Annotated in this window: 11 protein-coding genes; 7 read left to right on the top strand and 4 right to left on the bottom strand. The window is 69.0% G+C overall.

Annotated features, from left to right (window positions below; translation table 11 throughout):
• Positions 1-5 precede the first annotated feature (5 nt).
• The gene (locus AB0J93_RS09450; protein WP_363919910.1) at positions 6-1,319 is read right to left on the bottom strand and encodes a helix-turn-helix transcriptional regulator; all 1,314 of its coding nucleotides are present in this window, start codon (positions 1,317-1,319) and stop codon (positions 6-8) included.
• Between the two features lie 127 nt (positions 1,320-1,446).
• Between AB0J93_RS09450 and AB0J93_RS09445 the strand changes: the two genes are divergently transcribed.
• From AB0J93_RS09445 to AB0J93_RS09415, 7 genes are all read left to right on the top strand, one after another.
• Entirely contained in the window at positions 1,447-1,737 is a 291-nt protein-coding gene (locus AB0J93_RS09445) for a hypothetical protein (RefSeq protein WP_363919908.1), read from the top strand.
• A gap of 221 nt (positions 1,738-1,958) precedes the next feature.
• Positions 1,959-5,708, top strand: a complete 3,750-nt coding sequence (locus tag AB0J93_RS09440; protein ID WP_363919906.1) for a hypothetical protein — start codon at positions 1,959-1,961, stop codon at positions 5,706-5,708.
• A 26-nt stretch (positions 5,709-5,734) separates the two neighbouring features.
• On the top strand, positions 5,735-8,431 hold the full coding sequence (gene pglZ / locus AB0J93_RS09435; RefSeq protein WP_363919904.1) for a BREX-2 system phosphatase PglZ: 2,697 nt from the start codon (positions 5,735-5,737) through the stop codon (positions 8,429-8,431).
• A complete protein-coding gene (gene brxD, locus AB0J93_RS09430; protein WP_363919902.1) occupies positions 8,428-9,741 on the top strand; it encodes a BREX system ATP-binding protein BrxD in 1,314 nt (437 codons plus the stop codon). The genes pglZ and brxD overlap by 4 nt, the downstream gene beginning before the upstream one ends.
• Positions 9,742-9,755: 14 nt before the next feature.
• Positions 9,756-10,934 (top strand): ATP-binding protein, encoded by a 1,179-nt coding sequence (locus tag AB0J93_RS09425; protein ID WP_363919900.1) that lies wholly within the window; start codon positions 9,756-9,758, stop codon positions 10,932-10,934.
• Positions 10,931-11,965, top strand: a complete 1,035-nt coding sequence (locus tag AB0J93_RS09420) for a ParA family protein (RefSeq protein WP_363919898.1) — start codon at positions 10,931-10,933, stop codon at positions 11,963-11,965. The genes AB0J93_RS09425 and AB0J93_RS09420 overlap by 4 nt, the downstream gene beginning before the upstream one ends.
• Positions 11,962-14,073 carry a DEAD/DEAH box helicase gene (locus tag AB0J93_RS09415; protein ID WP_363919896.1) on the top strand — a complete coding sequence of 704 codons (2,112 nt, stop codon included), beginning with the start codon at positions 11,962-11,964 and terminating at the stop codon, positions 14,071-14,073. The genes AB0J93_RS09420 and AB0J93_RS09415 overlap by 4 nt, the downstream gene beginning before the upstream one ends.
• On the opposite strand, the gene AB0J93_RS09410 is transcribed toward AB0J93_RS09415, so the two are convergent.
• From AB0J93_RS09410 to AB0J93_RS09400, 3 genes are all read right to left on the bottom strand, one after another.
• The gene (locus AB0J93_RS09410) at positions 14,064-16,874 is read right to left on the bottom strand and encodes an AAA domain-containing protein (RefSeq protein ID WP_363919894.1); all 2,811 of its coding nucleotides are present in this window, start codon (positions 16,872-16,874) and stop codon (positions 14,064-14,066) included. The genes AB0J93_RS09415 and AB0J93_RS09410 overlap by 10 nt on opposite strands.
• A 268-nt stretch (positions 16,875-17,142) precedes the next feature.
• Positions 17,143-18,714, bottom strand: a complete 1,572-nt coding sequence (locus AB0J93_RS09405; RefSeq protein WP_363919892.1) for a pectate lyase — start codon at positions 18,712-18,714, stop codon at positions 17,143-17,145.
• Positions 18,715-18,758: 44 nt separating this feature from the next.
• Positions 18,759-20,150, bottom strand: a complete 1,392-nt coding sequence (locus AB0J93_RS09400) for a polysaccharide lyase family 1 protein (RefSeq protein WP_363919890.1) — start codon at positions 20,148-20,150, stop codon at positions 18,759-18,761.
• Positions 20,151-20,275: the final 125 nt, after the last annotated feature.

The following is a 20,275-nucleotide window of genomic DNA, read 5'->3' as shown; positions in this document are numbered from 1 at the left end:
GAGTTCTACAGCGGCGTGCCGATGCGAACAGCGAAGTTGTGCAGGTCGGGTAGCACTTGCCGGCGATCTGCGTTGAGCAGGGCCACGGTGAGGTGCTGCGCCCATGGGCGGTACCGGACTTCCTGCGGTGCGATCCGCTCGGCGGCCAGCAGCGCTCGGAACGACTCCGTGTATGCCCCACGCCCGTGCAACGCCAGGGCATAGTCCTCCCAGTAGCGGGCGCGTCGCTCGACGGTGCCCAGCTGACCGGGGCGCAGTTCGCGGGCGTACTGCACCGCTGCTCCGAAGTCGTTGAGCACCCGGGCGACACTGATCCGGTAAAGCATCACGTCGACGTCAGCGAACTCGCCGCGATCGCCGTTGCGACGCCCCGCCTCGTCGGCCTCGTGCAGCAACTCCCGTGCGGTATCTCGACGATCCGTGAGCGCGGCCGTGTAGGCGGCCGTCGCCAACAGCCGGCTGTAGGCAGCAACCTGTTGAGGTGATCGGAGCCGGGTCGATTCGTCGAGGGCCTGCGCCGCGTCGATAAGTGTTTGCTGGGCCCGTTGCCCATGGCGGGTGCGTCGCAGCACGATCGCGGTCATGCGCGCCGTCTCGGCGTACAGCAGCGGATCGTCGGCCTCCCGGGCCGCATGCCTGGCGCGGTCCATCGCCGACCAGGCCATTCCGTCCTCGTGCAGCTTGACCAGCACCTGAGTGGTCAGGTGATACGTCCGGGCGAGGGTGGCGGCGGCGATTGGACGTTGTCCATCGGCCGCCAACGAGTGGGTGGCGGTTGCCGCCGAAACCAACTGTGGCAGCCGGGCTGAGAGCCTGGTGTAGCGACATGCGCGGAAATCGGACCAGGCATGGGCGAGCATGGTCCGCAGCCAGTCAGGGTCGATCGGGCCGGTCGGTGGCGGGCAGTGACCGAGGAGGACGTCCTCCAGGCTGGCAACTACCCGGTCGGGCGGGGTCGGCGCGGGCGTGCTTCCGGAGAGTGTCGAACCGACCAGGCCGGCCAGTCCGCCGAGCACCTCACGCCGTCGCACTGAATCCTCTCCCACCTCGCGCCGCGCTGCTTTACCGCGCACCTTATCGATCGGCGAGGCGGATTGGTGGATTGCGGGGCCGTTCATGTCCGTGAGCCCGAAGAGTTCGGGTGGGATGTCGAAGATCGCTGCCAGTCGTCGCAGGACTGTGACGTCGGTGAGCCGCTGCCGGCCCCGCTCGATCCGGGACAACGTCGCCGCCGAGTAGCCGCACCGTTTACCGGCTTCGGCCAGGGTCAACCGCGCCGCGGTACGAGCGACACGCAGCAGCGTGCCGAAGTCGCCCACGGCAGCAGCCTGTCTGGCCTCCGGAAGCGCCGACCACTGGAGTTCGCCGCCCATGGCATCCCCCCGCCACATCCTCACCGTCGAATGTCCGCCGTGAATGCCGCCTCACGCAAACATCTTTCGTTTGGTGCATGAACTGGAGCCCCTGGTGCCCCTCGTCTGCTGTTCTGGTCGTAGCGGTGAGGGTCGGGAGATGCTGATGGGCAGGGTAGACAAGACCATGGGGAAAGAGCTGGCCGAGGCGGTCATCAATCGAACGCTTGTCACCGGCGTGATTGCGCTCGTCGCCTTGGTCGTGCTCGCCCTGATCGGTGGCGAGGCGGCGGCGACGGCCGCCGTGGCTGTGGTCGGCACGATCGTCGTCGCTCTCGTGAGGCTGGCTAGTAGCTGTCTCAACCGACCGAACCGGCCACGGTGAGTCAGCCCACCCTGCTGCGGTCCAAGGCGGCGACCAGCGGTCGCATGATGTCCTACCGTGCCAGGTCATCGCATGTCCACCCCATTATCGGCCGTTCCGTGTCCTCCTGCGGCCGACGGGATTCCATTTCTCGGTTGGACCAAGCGAGCCAAGGGTCTATCTGCCTCGCAAGGTCGCGTGCCTGCGGCAACGCCGCGGTCGTTCGTCGGTACGGTAGCGGCATGTCCTCGTCCGCCTCCGCTCCGCTGCTTCGCGACGTCATCGACATTCCCGAACGCACGAGCACAAGTGACTTCGTGCTCAAGCTCGCCGACAGCGTCGCCGACGCCGATGCGACCTTGCGTGACTATGTCATCACGGATCGACTGCTCGGGAACTTCGACGAAGCACTCAGGCTGATCCGTTCCGCGGTCGAGGGGCAGGCGTCCAAGGCCGCGTACCTGCACGGTTCCTTCGGCTCCGGTAAGTCGCACTTCATGGCGGTGCTGCACGCGCTGCTGCGTGGTGAGTCCGCCGCCCGGGGCCGGGACGAGCTGGCCCCACTGGTTGCCAAGCACAGCGTCTGGCTCGACGGCCGACGGTTCCTGCTCATTCCGTACCACCTGCTCGACGCCCGCTCGCTGGAGCAGCGGGTGCTCGGTGGTTACGTCGACCGGGTGCGCGCGCTGCATCCGGAGGCGCCCATCCCGGCGGTGCACCGCACCGACGCGCTGCTGGAGCAGGCCGCCTCGCTGCGCGAGAAGATCGGCGACGGCCAGTTCATCGCCGGGCTGCCCGGTGGCGACGTTGAGGACGAGTGGGGCGACAGCGAGAGATTCTGGACGCCGGAGCGGTTGGATGAGGCGTTTGCCGGTGCGTACTCCGACGAGCTGCGCCGCAAGCTGGTCAACGACCTGCTGACCAGCTGGAACAAGGGCTTCTTCAGCAACGCTCGGGAAGACGCCGAGGCGTTCATCTCGCTCGACCGTGGCCTGACCGAGATCAGCCGGCACGCCAAGGAACTCGGCTACCACGGCCTGATCCTCTTCCTCGACGAGCTGATCCTCTGGTTGGCCAACTCCATCGGCGACCAGCAGTTCGTCTCACGGGAGATCCAGAAGATCACTAACTTCGTTGAGGGCGGCGACACCCGCCGCCCCATCCCGGTGGTCAGTTTCATCGCCCGCCAACGTGACCTGCGCGAACTGGTCGGCGAGGAGGTCGTCGGCGCCAACGAGCTGAGCTACCAGGACACCCTCAACCTGGCCAGTGGTCGGTTCGACGTGATCAAGCTGGAGGACCGCAACCTTCCGGAAATCGCTCGCCGCCGCCTGCTCAAACCGCGTACCACCGAGGCCGGCGAGGCGATCTCGCGGGCCTTCGACGCCACCACGAAGGTCCGCCGGGAGGTCTTCGACACCCTGCTCGGCACCGATTCGGGCAGTGGCGCCGACATCGACGCCTTCCGGTCCACGTACCCGTTCAGCCCGGCGTTTCTCTCGACGCTGGTGCATGTCTCCAGCGCTTTGCAACGCTCTCGTACCGCGCTCAAGCTGATGCGTCAGCTCCTGGTCGACCGGCGTGACACCTTGCGCCTGGGGCAGCTCGTCCCGCTCGGAGACCTCTACGACGTGATCAGCGGCGGCGGAGATCAGCCCTTCACCGAGAAGCTCAAGGCCGAGTTCGAGATGGCCCAGAAGCTGTACGACGTCAAGCTGCGTCCGTACCTGCTGGGCCGATACGGTCTCACCGAGGAGGACCTCGAGGCGGCCCGACGCGGCGATCAACCGGCCACCGACACGGCTGGACGGCTTCGTGCCTTCACCGGCGACGACCGTCTGATCAAGACGTTGCTGCTCGCCGCCCTGGCCCCCAGCGTGCCGGCGCTACGCAATCTCACCGCACGCCGACTGTCTGCGCTCAACCACGGCAGCATCACCAGCCCGATACCCGGCGGTGAGGTGGCCCAGGTGTCGCGCAAGGTCGCCGACTGGGCCGGCCAGTTCGCCGAGATCCGGATCGGCGAGGGTGACGATCCGGTGGTGTCGCTGGAACTGGTCGGCGTGGACGTCGACAGCGTGCTCGCCACCGCCAAGCACTACGACAACGAAGGCGCCCGCAAACACCTCGTCCAGCGGCTGCTGTGGCAGCAACTCGGCGTGGCGTGGACCGATTCGTTCTTCGCCGAGGCCGGGTTGACCTGGCGAGGCAGCCGCCGTGCGATCGAGCTGGTCTACGGCAACGTCCGCGACCCGAACGACATCCGCGACGAGGCGTTCCACCCGAGCGCCCGGGACGGGTGGCGCATGATCGTCGACTACCCCTTCGACGACGGCAATCACGGGCCGGCCGACGACCGGCAGCGGGTGCAGGACCTGACCTCCCGCACGCACGCCCAGACCGTCTGCTGGATCCCCGCGGCATTGACCGTGGAACGCCGGAACGAGTTGGGCAAGCTCGTCATCATCGACAAGCTGCTTGAGGGTCAGCGCTTCGACAGCCACGCCGAACATCTCAACCCGGACGACCGGCGGCGGGCGCATGCTGCCCTGACCAATCAGCGCAGCGCGTTGCTGGCCAAGATGCACGGGGTGCTGCGCCAGGCGTACGGGCTGGCCGCGAAGCAGCCGACGGACGTGCAGCTCGGCTTCGACGACCACCTGCAGTCGCTGACCCGGGCGCTGGAACCGAAACTGCCGATGGGCGCCACCTTCAACGACACGCTGCGCAGCATCGGCGACCAGATGCTCACCCACCAGTACCCGGCCCACCCCGACTTCGACCCGGACCGTAAGGGCGACCCGGTGCGTCCACCGGATGTCAAGACCGTGTTCGGGTACGTCCAGCGGGCGGTCGAGTCGCCCGAAGGACGCGTCGAAGTGGACCGGGCGCACCGGCTGACCATGCGCCGGATCGCCAACCCACTGCGGCTCGGCACGATGCACGAGGCGGCCTTCGTCGCCGAAGGAGAGTGGGTCCAGCACTTCCAGCAGAAGGCGGCAAGCGAGGGCATCACCGGTGAGCTACGGGTCGCCGACCTGCTGCGCTGGATCGACGAGCCGAGGCCGCGTGGCCTCGACCCGATCGTCGCCCAACTCGTCGTGGCGACCTTCGCCGAGCAGACCGACCGCGCCTTCCACCTGCATGGCAGCCAGGTCACCCCGGCACCCGAGCCGGGCCGGATCACCTCTGAGTACACGTTGCGGGAGGAGAGCCTGCCCAGCGAAGAGGACTGGAAGTCGGCCCACGCCCGCGCTGTGGCGATCTTCGGCCTCCGACCACTGGACCTGCGTCGAGGCCGCCTCGTCGCGATCTTCGGTCGGGACCTGATCACCGAGGCGAACAGGCACCGCGTCGCCGCCCACCAACTCGCCAGCCAGCTCGACGCGTACGCCGACCAACTGCGGCTCGACCGGGAGGCCGGTCGCCTCGCCACCGCGCGAGCAGCCGCCGACCTGCTCGACGCCCTGACAACCGGACGGTCAGCGAAGGAGACGGTTGAACAGCTGGCGCAGGCCGAACTCGCCGGGCCCGCGGACCGCGCCGGCAGGAGCATCAGCAGCGCCGCTCAGGTGACCGCCGCACTCACCGCCGCGCCCTGGGACACCTTCGAGATCATCGCCAGCCTGCCAGCTCCCTACGCGGCCCGGGGCGCGGCGATTCTGACCGAACTCCGTCGGGTCGCGCAGGCCGACGAGCTGACAGCACCGCTGGTGCCGGCCCTGAAACGGGCGCAGGGCGACGCCACGGCGTTGCTCCGCGAGGCCACCAGCGGTGTCGCGAGTAGCGGGGCGGGCACCGGTGCGGGTAGCGGAGCAGGTGCCAGTACAGGCGGCGGCTCTGGCGCTGCGAGGGCGGGCACGCCGACGAACACCGGGGGTAGCCGACGTACGGGAGTGAACGGAATCGACGAGGTGCTGGCCGACCTGCGCAGGTTCGCCGAGGCGCATGGCGACGCCACCATCGAGGTGAGCTGGAGAGTGGTGTCGTGACCTCGGCACCCGCGCACCCTCATGCGTTGCGGATCAATCCAGTAGCGCTGCGTCAGAAGGTGGCACAGCAGCTCGACCGGCACGGCAACGGCGACGCGTACCCGGTCATGGTCGTTGCTGCGGAGCCCACCTGGTCACACGATCCGGTGTTGGCCCTGCCGGACGGACGACAAGCTCGGGTCGTGCCGTGCGCCTCGCCACTCGCCATCTGGGATCACCTTGTGGCCGACCGGGGCGATGAAGTGCTGGTGCTGCTCACGGACATCCCGGAAACAAGCCTGGGACACGGGGTGCGCAGCCGCGTTTTCCGTCAGGGTGTCATCACCGTCGAACCCTGGGACCTGGTTGTTGACGCCTTCGGCGCACAGGTGCCCGATGCCGCACTCGAGTCGGAACGATGGGCCGGTCCGGCGCTGCTGGACGCGATGCCACCGGCTGGCTGGCCGCGACTGGCCACCACCGTCCTCACCCGTGAGGTGGCACTGCGTCACCTCGCCGCTGCTCGTCTCGGTCTCGACCGACGGGGAAACGGACCAAACGACCTCGACGTGACCACGCTGCTGCAGTGGAGCACCGAGCCGGGTGCGGTCGAGGCGTTCACTCTGCTCCGCGCGGAGGAGCGTGCCGGCCTCGCGCGCTGGCTGATCGAGAGGTTCGGCGGGCCGGCCCGTGCGCTCTTCGCGCTCATCGACGCAGGCCGCGGCAACGACGCGCTGCCACTCGGCCTGCTCTGCGAAGCTCTGTGGAGCAATGAGACCCCCGAGGCGGTACGGGCACAGGGGCGCGTCGACCAGTACTTCGGCGGTCTTCAGGACGACGCCGCGATCCGCGGACTTGCCCAGGCGGCGGTGCAGATGGTCGGCGCGATGCTGATTGACCGTGACAAAGGGATCCGGCGGCAGGGTCACGCGCTGCTCGATCGGGCGGAGCAACTGGTCGTCCAGTTCAACGCGGCCGGAAGCGTCGATCACAGCCCGATCCTGCGGACCGGGTTCACGCGGCGGCTCACCACGGCGGCACACGCGCTTGCAGCTCGTCCCTCAGACATCAGCCCGGACGTGGCCGTCGACGAGCTTGCCCAGCACCGTCTGGCGCAGGTGGAGGCGGAGCGGGTACTCCGGGTCAGGATGGCGCAGCGGCTCGTCCGGTGGCTCGGCACCGAGGTCGAGGCCCCGGCGAGCGTCGCCGACGGGCTGCGGCGGCAGATCGGCGAGTGGGGCTGGGTCGACCGGGCACTGCACCACGTCTGGGCGGGTGAGGATGCGCACCCGGAGCTTCAGCGCGCCTTCCGGACGGTGTTCGACCGGGCACAACAACGACGCCGGGAACTCGACCGTGCTTTTGCCAACCGGCTCGCCGCCTGGGCCGCCGCCGGCCCCGGTAACGACGGCGACCTGCTGACCGTCGAGAACCTGCTCCCACGGGTCGTCGACCCGCTGATCCGCGCCGAGCGCCCGGTACTGCTCGTGGTGCTCGACGGGATGAGCGCCGCCGTCGCCGTGGAGTTGGCCGAGGAACTGTCCCAGCACTGGGTCGAGTACGACCCGCTTGCCGGCGCGGGGACCGGGCAACGCCGTGCGCTGGTCGCGGCGCTGCCCACTCTGACGGCGGTGTCCCGGACCTCCCTGTTCGCCGGAGCCCTGCGCTCCGGTACGCAGGCCACCGAACGGCAGATGTTCGCGCAGGGACGGTGGGGGCCCGGAGCGTGTGTTTTCCACAAGGGACCCTCCCGTGGTGGGGCAGGGGAGGTCTTCGCCGGTGAGCTCACCGAGGCGATGGCCGACCCGGGACGCCTGGTCGCCGTGGTGATCAACACGGTGGACGAGTCGCTGGCCAGCGGCCGCGAAGGTGACGAGGCCGGTTGGCAACTCAGCGATCTTGGCTTTCTGCGTAGCCTGCTCGACCTCGCCCGGTCATCGGGTCGGGCGGTGCTCATCACCAGCGACCACGGTCATGTCCTCGAACACGGCGGCGAGCACATCAAGACCGCCGACGCGGCATCGGCCCGGCATCGCACCTCTGCAAATCCGGTCGGGCCCGGCGAGGTGGAGCTGAGAGGGCCGCGGGTGGTAGCCGACGGGCAACGGATCGTCGCCCTCTGGGATCCGTCGTTGCGCTACCGACCCAGCAGGGCCGGCTACCACGGTGGTGCCGCGCTCGCGGAGGTCACCATCCCGCTGCTGGCCTATCTGGTGCCCAACGTCGCGGACGTGCCGAAGGGCTGGGCACCGGTCCAGGAGCGGTACCCCGAGTGGTGGGAAGCGCAGCCCTCGGAGACTTCTCCCGACGCAGCGTCGGCTCCACCGCCAGCACCCAGGCCCCGCAGGAAGGCCCCGGTCGTCGTCGGTGATGCGTTGTTCGACGTGCCGCAGCAGACGCCGGCGCCTATCGCGAGGCCGGCGGCCGTCGACCTGGTTGCGGCGTTGCTTGCCACCGAGCTGTTCCAGGCACAGCATGCGCTCACCCCACGTCGCGTGGACCCGGGAAAGATCGAGGCGGCGCTCCGGGCACTGGTCGAGGCCAAAGGCGTACTGTCCACCCCGGTACTGGCGCAGCGGGCCGGTGAACTACCGGCCCGAGCAGGCGGCTTCGTCACCACCCTGCAGCGGATCTTCAACGTGGACAACTACCCGGTGCTGTCGCAGATCGACGACGGGCGCAGCGTCCGGCTGGACATCGCGCTGCTGCGTACCCAGTTCGGCCTCCCGGCCGGTGCCGCGTGAGCGACGTCAGCCCGGTACGGCGGCGTCAGGTCATCGACGCGCTACGTCGCGGTGCTGTTCCCGCAGCAGGGTTGGACCTCCTGGCCGTCGGGTTGGACCGGTTCGCGACCGCGGTAGGGGACGATCTGAGTGCCGTCGCCGCCGGCGGCTCGGTATTCAAGGCGATCCGCGGCGAATACGGCTCTGGCAAGACCTTCTTCACCCGCTGGATCGCGGAGCAGGCGAAGCGGGCCAACTTCGCCACTGCCGAGGTGCAGATCTCGGAGAACGAGACGCCGCTGCACAAACTGGAGACCGTCTACCGGAGGTTGACCGAGCGGCTCAGCACCGCGACGTTCCCGCCGAGTGCGTTGCGGGCGGTGGTCGACGGGTGGTTCTACGCCTTGGAAGAGGACGTCCTCGCCACGGGCGAGGTCGCGGCGGATGACGCTGGCGCACTCGACAAGGCCGTGGGCGCTCTGCTGGACCAACGGTTGGCCACGGTCAGCCGTAGCGCCCCCGCCTTCGCCGCCGCGCTCCGCGGCTATCGCACCGCCGCACTCGGCGACGATCCAGCCACCGCTGACGCCGTGCTGGCCTGGCTCGGCGGACAGCCGCACGTCGCGGCCTCCGCCCGACGGGTTGCTGGCGTACGCGGCGACCTCGACCACTTCGCGGCGCTCAGCTTCCTCCAGGGCCTGCTCGTGGTGCTACGCGACAGCGGTCATCCGGGTCTGTTGCTGGTGCTCGACGAGGTCGAGACGCTCCAACGGGTTCGGTCCGACGCCCGCGACAAGGCCCTCAACGCACTTCGACAGTTGATCGACGAGGTGTACTCGGGCCGGTTTCCGGGGCTGTACCTGGTCATCACCGGTACCCCCGCTTTTTACGAGGGGCCGCAGGGGGCGCAGCGGCTCGCCCCACTCGCCCAGCGGCTCGCGGTGGACTTCACCACCGACGCGCGGTTCGACAACCCGCGCGCGGTGCAGATCCGGCTCACCGGTTTCACCGTGGACTCCCTCGTCGAACTGGGCGGTCGGGTTCGGGACCTGTACGCCGACGGGTCGGCAGTACCGCATCGGGTCCGGGCCGTCGTCGACGATGACTACCTTCGGGAGCTGGCACAGGCCGTTGCGGGCGGGCTCGGCGGCAAGGTTGGGGTGGCTCCTCGCCTGTTCGTCAAGAAGCTGGTGGGGGAGGTGCTCGACCGAGTAGACCAGTTCACCGATTTCGACCCTCGGCAGCATTACGCACTCACCCTGACCGCCGCCGAGATGACCGACGTGGAACGCAACGCGACCAGGGCTGACGAGATTTCACTCGAGCTGTAGGCGAGAATCAGATCATGAGCACCGACCTCGCCGACCTGCTCGGAACGCAGGAGACGGCCGCCCTTGAGTTCAAGCGGGAGGCAAGGGACCGCAACGCCATCCGCAAGGCGATCTGTGCGCTCGCCAATGATCTTGCGCAGGTGGGCGGCGGCGACCTGCTTGTCGGAGTCGACAGGCACGGCGAGCCGGTCGACGGTGTCGACACCTCGGACGACGCACTGCTCACCTTCACCAGCATCCGGGATGAAGGGCGCATCCTCGACCGTCCCTCGATCGTGGTCACCGTCGAGCCGTACCGGGGGAAGCCGGTGATCCGGGTACGGGTGAACGCCGCACACACGCCGCCCGTTCGATTCGACAACATCGTCTACGTCCGTCCCGGACCATCCACCCGGGCGGCCACCAGCGACGACGAGCGGATTCTGACCGAGCGGCGGCGAGCCTACGACACCCTCTTCGATGTCCGTCCGGTGATTGGTGGCAAGCTGGATGAACTCGATCTTGAGCTCTTCCGGACCGAATACCTTCGACAGACCGTCGACCCCACCGTGTTGGCGGAGAACCACCGTCCTACCGAACAGCAGCTTGCGTCGTTGCGGCTGGCCGACCTCGGCGGCGCACCGACCGTGCTCGGCCTGCTGCTCGTCGGAATCGACCCCACCAATCGCATTCCAGGTGCATACGTACAGTTCGTGCGATACGAGGGGACGGATGTCGGCGGCGCGGTGCTAGACGAGCAGGAACTTCGACTCAACGTCATCAACGCCGCAGAGCGCCTCGAAAGTCTGCTCAAAGGGCACCTGAGGACCCGGTTGGTCGAGGTGAGCGGCTTCCGCGAGGAGGCTCGGCCGAACTATCCATTCGACGCCCTCCGGGAGGTTTGCATGAACGCTCTCATGCACCGGAACTACGAGTCGTCGAATGCGCCGGTGCGAGTCGCCTGGTTCGATGACCGGATCGAGGTCACCAACCCCGGCGGGCCGTTCGGGCAGGTCCGGGCCGACAACTTCGACCGCGTCAACGACTACCGCAACCCGTCGCTCGCCGCCGCGATGAAATCGCTCGGCTACGTCAATCAGTTCGGTCGCGGCATCGGCCGGATCAGAGCCGCCCTCGCCAGGAACGGCAATCCACCGCCCGAGTTTCTCATCGAGGACGCGTCCTGGACCGTCCTGGTCAGAGGTGCCGCATGATTTCGATTGCACTCTTCAACAACAAGGGTGGTGTTGGCAAGACCACCCTCACATACCACCTGGCACACATGCTCCAGCGGCTCGGGCACCGAGTCCTTGCCGTCGACCTGGATCCACAGTCGAACCTGACAGCAGCATTCCTTGACGAGGACGAACTCGCGACGCTCTGGCAGGAGAACTACCAGGTTGATTGGCCACTGCTCGACGGACAGCAGAAACTCCTGCTGCGTGTCAACGGTGGATCTGGAACCGTCGCCTCGGCTGTCGCGCCGATCATGAAAGGTTTGGGGGATGTTCGTTTCGCAGATCCTGTTGTGATTGCGGATGGGCTATCGCTGGTTCCGGGAGACCTGAATCTCAGCGCCTTTGAGGACAAGCTCTCTGCGGCGTGGCCTAACAGCTTGATTGGTGATCACGCGGCCCTTCGGACGACGACTGCCTTCTATCGCTTGATTCGCGACGCGGGGACGCGGTCTGGCGCAGATATTGCGCTCCTGGACGTTGGTCCTAACCTGGGTGCCATCAACCGTGCTGCCCTTCTCGCGGCAGACACAGTCCTGATGCCGCTGGCGGCGGACCTGTTCTCTCTGCGTGGTCTGCGCAACCTGGGGCCGGCACTCCGGGAGTGGCGGCGTATCTGGCAGAGCAACGTCCTCCAGCATGTGCCGCCGGACATCGCAGCGCCGCGAGGCACCATGACACCGCTTGGATATGTGGTGATGCAGCCCAAGATGCGGCTCGACCGCCCGGTCAAGGCGTACCAGCGCTGGCTGGAGAGGGTTCCCACGGTATTCGCCAACTCTGTGCTGGAGCGCACGACCAGCAACGGATCGTATGAGATCGCGACGCTGCGTAATTACCAGAGTCTTATGCCGTTGGCACACGACGCGCGAAAACCCATGTTTGATCTCCGGTCGGCAGACGGCGCCCTGGGCAGCACACAGACCCTCGTTCAGCGCTGTTACCAGGACTTCGAGTCGCTCAGCCAGAAGCTTCTAGCGCGTCTCGACGACGTTGGTGTCGAGCGTTGACGGACGGTGCGGGCCTGCTGCATCCGGTCGTACTGCACCATGTGGTCAACTCGCTGCAGTGGCCGGCGCTTCGGCCGTTGCAGGAGGCCGCCGTGCAGCCGCTGCTCGACGGATACGACGCGCTGCTGCTCGCGCCGACCGCCAGCGGTAAAACCGAGGCGGCGATGTTTCCTCTGCTGTCCCGGATGGCGCAGGAGAACTGGTCGGGGACCAGCGTGCTCTACGTATGCCCACTGAAGGCACTGCTCAACAATTTGCTGCCTCGGGTCGAGCATTATGCCGGCTGGTTGGGGCGACGGGCGGCGTTGTGGCATGGCGACGTGACCATGGGGCGACGCCGCACGATCCTGCGGGAGCGGCCGGATGTCCTGCTCACCACGCCCGAGTCGATCGAGTCGATGCTGGTGAGCGGGGCCGTCGACCACGAGGAGTTCTTTCGCGGCGTACAGGCCATCGTGATCGACGAGGTGCACGCCTTCGCGGGGGACGACCGTGGCTGGCACCTACTGGCCGTGCTGGAGCGGCTCGGTCGGGTTGCCGGCCGGCCGATCCAGCGGATCGGTCTCTCCGCCACGGTGGGTAACCCTGACGATCTATTGCGCTGGTTGCAGGGCTCAGGCCGGGACAAGCGGCCTGCCCGGGTGGTCGCTCCGCACCTGGCCGCGCCGGTCACCGCCGCGGTGCCAGATGACGTGGAGCTGGACTACGTCGGCTCTGTGCACAATGCGGCCCGGATCATCGCCGCGCTCCATCGCGGTGAGAAGCGGCTGGTCTTCTGCGACTCCAGGGCGCTCGTGGAGGATCTCGGGCAGCGGCTGCGTGCACTGGGAGTCAGGACGTTCCTCTCCCACGCCTCACTCGCCGTCGACGAGAGGCGGCGGGCGGAGGAGGCGTTCGCCCAAGAGAGGGACTGCGTCATCGTCGCGACGAGCACCCTGGAACTGGGCATCGATGTCGGCGACCTCGACCGTGTCATCCAACTCGGCGCGCCGCGCACTGTCGCCGCCTTCCTGCAGCGGATCGGCCGGACCGGGCGACGACCCGGCAGCACCCGCAACTGTCTCTTCCTGGCGCTGGACAGCGCGGGACTTCTGCACGCCGGCGCGCTGGCACTGCTCTGGCGACAAGGCTGGGTGGAAGCGGTTGTTCCGCCAGTCGAACCGCGACACATCATCGCGCAGCAGGTTCTCGCACTAGCCCTGCAACGTCACCGGATCGGTGATCAGCTGTGGGCGGAGGAGTGGAACGGGCTCGCACCGTTCAACAAGAGGGCCGACGTCATCGTGCGGCACCTGGTCGAACACGGCTACCTCGACTCGGATTCAGGAATGCTGTTCATCGGGCCACAGGCCGAGTTGCGATTCGGTCGCCGGCACTTCATGGACATGCTCGCGGTCTTCACCGCGCCACCGCAGTTCACGGTGCTCGCCGGTCGCACGGAGATCGGCCGTACCGACCCCGCGTTGCTGACGGCCCGGGTCGACGGCCCTCGGCTGCTACTGCTCGGCGGACGCAGTTGGCAGGTCACGTACGTCGACTGGAAACGACGCCGCTGTTTCGTCGAGCCGGCCGAAGGTGGTGGGAAGGCGCTCTGGATGAGCGGTGGACCGCCGCAGGGCTTGTCGTACGACATGGTTCGGGCCATGCGAGACGTGCTGCTCGGAGCCGACCCTCCGGTTCGGCTCACGCAGCGGGCCCGCAACCGGTTGGCGCAGTTGCGGGACGAGGCGGCCTCCCACGTGCACCCCGGCGGCTCGATGATCGTCCGGGACCGCGAGGGGGAGATTCGCTGGTGGACCTGGGCCGGCTTCCGGGCCAACGCCACCCTGGTCGCAACTCTTGACGGCCTTGCCGATCCGAACCAGCACTACGACGACGCTGCTATTCGACTGCGTCCGGACCTGGAGCGCGACATGTGGCGGAAAGCAGCAGCCGACGCGTCGAACCGGGTCTGTTTGCCGGAGGTGACCCAGAAGGCACTGGCGGGGCTCAAGTTCAGTGCCGCCCTGCCGCCGCAGCTGGCGACCGCCACGCTTGCCGCACGGCTCGCCGACGTGGACTCCGCCGTCACCGTGCTCCAGGAGCCGGTCCGATTCGCCTACCTCTGACCGCCGTCGCTGTCGCCGTCGTCGCGGATTCGGGTGGCGAGGTCGAGGGCGGCGCGGATCGGGTCGTCGGCCCAGTGGCTGGCGAACCCGTCGTACAGGCGCCAGCCGGCCCGGGTGAGGGTGCGCTGCCGCTCCACATGCGCGGCCACGCCGTCCGGGTGCACCCCGCACAGCAGACCGACCGGGCCGTCGTCGCCGACACACAGGTCGACCCGCCAGCGGCCGACGGGGTAGTCGGGTCGGACGGCCAGGCCGACCCGGGTCAGCTCGACGGCGAGCGCCCGGGGCCAGGGGTCCGGCTGGGCGGAGCCTGTCCCGGTCGTGTCCAGCGGTACGGCGTGGGTTCCGGCCAGCGGTTGTCCGGCGTACCGGAGGTAGTCGCCGACGATGCCCTCCGGGGACTGGAGGGACGTGACCACCGTGAGTTGCTTCCTGGCCCGGGTGACCAGGACGTTGAACAGGTTCGGTTCGGCGACGAACCGGTGCCGGGCCGGCGGGTCGTCGTCGACCAGTCCGAGCGTGGCGATCACCACGTCCGCCTCACTGCCCTGGAACGCGTGCACCGTGCCGGTGCGCAGGCCCAACCGTTCGATCTCGTCAACGTCGTACGCCGACAGTAGCGCCGCCTCCACCGCGTCGGCCTGCGCCCGGAACGGGCTGATCACCGCGACGCCGCCCTGCGGGGGTCGGGCCGCGAGGGCGGCGACCAGGTCCAGCACGGTCGCCACCTCGGCCTGGTTGACGCCGTCGACGACGGTGGCACCGGCGACCGTCACCACGTCGATGGCGTCGGCCCGTTCGTTGCCGGGGTGCCGGGTGACAAGTTCCAGCCGGTCGTCGTAGAACCGACGGGCGGAGAAACCGATCAGGTGCGGTGCGCAGCGGTGGTGTTCACCGAGCCAGGTCACGGGCGCGGCACCGGCCGCCACGTCGAAGGCGCTGGCCCGGCGTACGTCGAGTCGGTCGGCGTAGCGGTCCAGGCCGTGCCGATGCAGTGTCGCGGTCACCTCGGCGTCCGCGACGAACGACACGAAACGTAGCTGCCGTGGATCGCCGGCCACAAGCGCCCGGCGGGCCCGGGCCAGCACCGGAGCGGCCCGCAGTTGATCGATGTGCGCCGCCTCGTCGAGCACCACCAGGTCGAACATGCCGGTCGCCGGTGGCAGCAGATCCTCGACATCTGCCACCGTGCCCACCCACAGGGGCAGTGCCCGTACCAGCGCCTCGGCGTCCAGCGTGGCGAGCAGTTCCCGGCGGCGGTTGCGTCCCGCCCGCAGGGCGGTGCCCAGGCCGCTGGCGGCGCGCCGGGCCTCCCCGGTCCACCGTCGCGCGCTGGCGGTCTGGTTCCGCAGCGCCGTGCCGACCGCCTCGGCGAGCGCGCCGTCCGCCTCGGCCAGTGCCCGCCAGGCGGCGGTCAGGTCCGTGCCACCGTGCGAGGACAGCCGGGCGGCCGCCCGTACGGCGTGCGCGGCATCCACCGCCGCCCGCAGCCGGGCCACGGGTACGCCGGCGCCGGCGAGGCGGTGCAGCCGGCGGGCGGCGCGGGACCGGCGCCACCGTGACCACCAACCGTCGCCGCCCCGGCTCGCGTCGTGCAGGGCGGCGCGGATCGCGGCGAGGTCGGTTTCCGGCTCGAACACCGCCGGGGCGTCGTGACTCAGGGCGGGCAGCAGCGGCTGCCAGTCGGGCAGGGTGGCGGCGAGGCGTTCCTGCTCCAGCGCGGCGACGATGCCGGCCCGGACCCCGGTGACCCGGTCGCGGGCGGCCGACACGGCGGCAGTGTCGTGGCGCAGCTGTGTGTCGTCCACGCCGACGGCCACGCCACCGGCGAGTTCGGTGGCGATGGCCCCGCGTCGCTCGGCGTCGCCGAAGAGCACCGGTGGTGGGCCCGGATGCCGGCTCAGCAGTTCCCCCAGCACCTCGGCGGCGTGGGTCGACTGCGTCGCCACCAGTACCGATCCACCGCGGGCCACGGTGTCCAGCGCGGCGGCGACCAGGGCGTGACTCTTGCCGTTGCCCGGCGCACCGGAGACCACCACCACGGGTGCCGTCCTGGTCCGCCGGATCACGTCCCGCTGCGCGGCGTTCAGCGGCAGGGGTGACAGCACCTCACCGTCGTCGCTGGGATCGTCTCCGACTTGATCCGGCGCGTCGTCGTCGGTGCCGAGGTAGAGCCGGCTCAGGGCCGTGTCCGCCAGCCCGGGGCGGCCCGCCCAACTCAACAGGGTGTCGCGGAGGCGACCAGCGAACACGTCGCGGGTCACGAAGACCGCCGCCGCGGCGACCCCGGTGACGTCGTCGTCGACGCCGCGCGGCGGTCGCGCCTGGACCGTGGCCACCTTGACGCCTGCGGCCTCGGCCGCCGCGGTGATCCAGGCGGTGGTGCCGGGGGCCGTCAACCAACCGGGCCCGGCCAGCCCGGGTGCGGCCTCCAGTCGGGCGGCGAGTTCCCGGTCCTCGATGAGTGGAGTCAGTTCGAGGTCACCGGCCGGCACGACCCGGTAGCTGCGCCGGCCACGTTGCAGGCGGATCGGCTGGGCCAGCAGTGGCAGTCGGATCCGTCGCCGCGCGCCGTCCAGGTCGGCCGTGCCGACGAGGAAGGCCAGCCCGAGGCGGAGGATCCGTTCGTCGCGGTGCAGGGCGTCCAGCGCGGCGAGCCGGTCCAGCCGTGCGCCGCGTGGGCCCCGGTGCGGTTCCGGCAGCCAGACCAACGGCCGGCCGGTTCCGGCCACGTCGAGGATCCGCTCGGCACCGGCCGGGGCCAGGTCGGCGAGCGCGGTGAGGATGGTCGCCACGTGCATCGCCCGCAGATTCTGCCGTACCCGATCACGGTCGTGCTCCGGTCGGTGGCCGCGGCCGGGCACCGGCGCCCGGGGCCGTCGCGCGGCGGCCTCTGGCCAGGTTGTGCGCCGCGCCGGACTTACTGGTGTGCCCCCTTGCTCTGCTTCAACTGGCGCAACGGATTCACCCGGAAACCGATGCGTGGGTTGAAGCAGAGCAAAGGGGGGCGGGGAGAACAGTGGTGGGAGCCGTCGACAGCCGACGGCTCCCACCGTGTCGGTGCAGGTGCTAGCTGGCGTACGTCTCGAACTCGGCGACCCTCGGCGTGCCGGACGAGCTGGTGATGTCGAAGGTGATCTTGCGTAGGGACGTCGAGCCGAAGCTGATGACGCCCGCGCCGGTGCCGGAGGCCAGCACCGCGCCGGTGTCGTGGTTGAGGACCCGCCAGTTGCGGATGTTGCCGACGGAGCCGGACGCCTCCCGGATGTTGATCTTCGACACCGTGGTGGCGGAACCCCACTTGATCGAGATCTGACCGGTCGCGCCGTTCGGTGACCAGGCGGTGTTCATGTTGCCGTCGCGCACGTCGCCGTAGCTGGTGCCGCTGGCCTTGCTGGAGCCGTCGGAGCCGGCGCCGATGCTGAGGTTGGTGCCGCTGGGCTGGCTGGGCGTCGGCGTCGGGTTGCTGGTCGGGGGCGGGGTGGTGGTGGTCGGGCCGGGCGTCGGGCTGGTCGGCCCGGCGGTCGGGCTCTGCGGCGTGCAGTTGCCGTTGGAGGTACGGATGCCCTTGTTCGCGCCGGCGGTCTGGCTGACGATGCTCGGCACGCAACTGGCCGAGTCGAGGCGGTACGAGTACGGGATGCTGACGGTGGTGTTGGAGGTCGGGTTGGGGCCGGCCGGGTTGGTGTCACCACTACGTGAGGACCAGGTCACGTTGTCGAAGATGTTGCCGCTGACCTGCCAGTAGCCGGCCTCGTCGGTGTAGAAGGTGCCCAGCACGTCCTTGGAGTTCTGGAAGTAGTTGTTGTCCACCTTGGCGCGTGCCCCGGCCCGGGAGTTGATGCCGGACTCGTTGAGGCGTACGTAGTGGTTGTTGTACATGTGGGCGATGCCACCGCGCAGCAGCGGCGTACGGGAGTCGATGTTCTCGTACAGGTTGTGATGGAACGTGACGTTCCCGTTGGAGCGGTCGCTCTCGCTGGACCCGATCAGGCCGCCCCGACCGGAGTTGCGCAGGATGCTGTAGGACAGCGTCACGTACTGGGTGTTGTTCTTCATGTCGAACAGCCCGTCGAAGCCCTCCGACTCGCCACCGGAGGCCTCCAGGGTGACGTGGTCGACCCAGACGTTGCGGACGTCGGCCTCCATGCCGATGGCGTCGCCGCCGTTGGAGGTGGGCGAGCCCGACTTCTTGACGTTCCGGACGGTGACGTTCTGGATGATGATGTTGCTGGCCTCGCGGATGTGGATGCCGATCTGGTCGAAGACGGCTCCGTTGCCGACGCCGAGGATCGTGACGTTGCTGATCTGCTTGAGCTCGATCACGTCGGCGGCGGTGTTGCAGCTCGAACCGGACACCTTTGTGGTGTTGCCGTGGTTGATGGTCCCCTCGACCTGGATGGTGATCGGGGTGCTGCTGCTGGCCCGGTTGCACAGGGCCGCGTGGATCTGGGTGCCGCTGGTGGCGCGTACGGTCTGTCCGCCCGCGCCGCCGGTGGTGCCACCGTTGCCGGTCGCGAAGCCGGTGGCGCTGCCGACCGCGGCCGACGCCTGGGGCGTCGTCAGGGCCACGCAGACCACGGCGCCCGTGGCGGTGGCGGCCAGTCCCGCGAGGAGTCGGAGTGCGACGTGTCGTCTCATCCTCGTCTCACCTTCCTTGTTGATGGTGGTGGTGGAGTAGGCGGTTACAGCGGTAGGCGTTCGGCGCCGGCGAGTGGGCCGACCACCAGCGGCACCAGCGGGGCCGGCAGTACCGGGCCGTGCCGCAGCGTCGGCGTCCAGCCGGCGTCGGGGCTCAGGTCGGGGTCGTGTGCGGCGTTGTACGCGGCCACCAGGTCGACCGGGCGGGACGGCGCACCGGCGGACTTGACCCAGTTGCCCCGGGTGGTGATCGCGGTGCCGCCCCAGTCGTAGAGCAGCTCGGCGGCGTCGACACCGGCGTCGAGGGTGAAGTGGTTGTTCTCGGCGTGCACGGCGGACTGGACACCGACGCCGATGGCGTACTGGAAGCCGTCGCCGCCGAGCCGGTAGGCGTTGTTGTAGACGTCCACCTGGCCGAAGCGGACCCGCGGCAACCGCTGGAGCGCACCGTCGAAGAGGTTGTGGTGCAGGGTCACGTTGAGCCGGCCGACGTCCGGGCCGACGGTGTTGGACGAGCCGATCAGCATCAGCTTGTCGCGTCCTGAGAACCGGTTCCAGGAGGCGGTGACCAGGCTGGCGGTGTGGGTGATGTCCAGCGCGCCGTCGTGCACCTGGTAGGGCCGTCCGAAGTAGACGGGCTGGGCGCTGTCCGGGTTGTCGCCGTCGGTGAACGTGTTGTGGTCGATCCAGACGTTCTCGCTACGGCGCACCGAGACCTGGTCGTACTGCGAGTTCCAGTTGCCGGTCTCGCCGTCGGTGGGGGACCAGGCGGGGAAGCAGTCTCGGGCGTCGTCGAAGGTGATGTTGCGGACGATCACGTTCGGCGCCCGGTCGATCATCAGGGTGAGGCCGGTCAGCCGTGCCCCCCGCAGCCCGATGATCGTGGTGTTCGGGCCGACGTTGATCTGGGTCTGTCGGGTCTGGTTGGTCACCGACCGTCGCCGCGCCTCCTCCAACGGCCCGCTCGGCGTCACCCGGCCCCACACCGCCGGGTCGTACGCGGCCAGGTATCCCTCCAGCGAGTACCCGGGATCGGCCAGGTCGGTGCAGTCGAGCAGCCAGCCGTCGGCGTCCTCGAAACCGTCGACGCTGCCCCTGACGTACACGATCTTGGCGGTGGCGTTCGTGGCGTTGGTGGCGTTGTCCCCGCCGAGCGCGGCGACCAGCTCGGCGCGGCTGCTCACCAGGTGGATCTGATCGGCCGAGGCGGCGGCGCCTCCGGTGGTGCCGGGCCCGGCGGCGGCCCAGCCGTCACCGGCCGGGAGGGCCTGGCGGCCGAGCTGTCGGGCCATCGGGGTGAGTGATGTCCTCGCGTCCCGCTCGCGGTGGCTGCCGGCGGCCGCTTCCGCGTCGTTCGACGGCTGCGCCATGGCAGCGGTGGGTGCGGCGGTCAGGGCGATAATTGTCGATGCCGCGGCGGCGGCAAGTCTGCGCATCGGCTCGTTCCGTTTCCTTCGTCGGTGTTTCTTATTAATGACGAAGGTTACGGTCGTGTTTTTATGAGGGTCAATATTAATGATGTGCAGATTTGTTGCAGTTAAAGCTGTCGAGTGGCATCGTC

Origin of the sequence: Micromonospora sp. NPDC049374 (genome assembly GCF_040677165.1) — a bacterium.
Classification (GTDB): Bacteria; Actinomycetota; Actinomycetes; order Mycobacteriales; family Micromonosporaceae; genus Micromonospora.
This window is presented reverse-complemented; position numbering and strand designations above follow the sequence as displayed.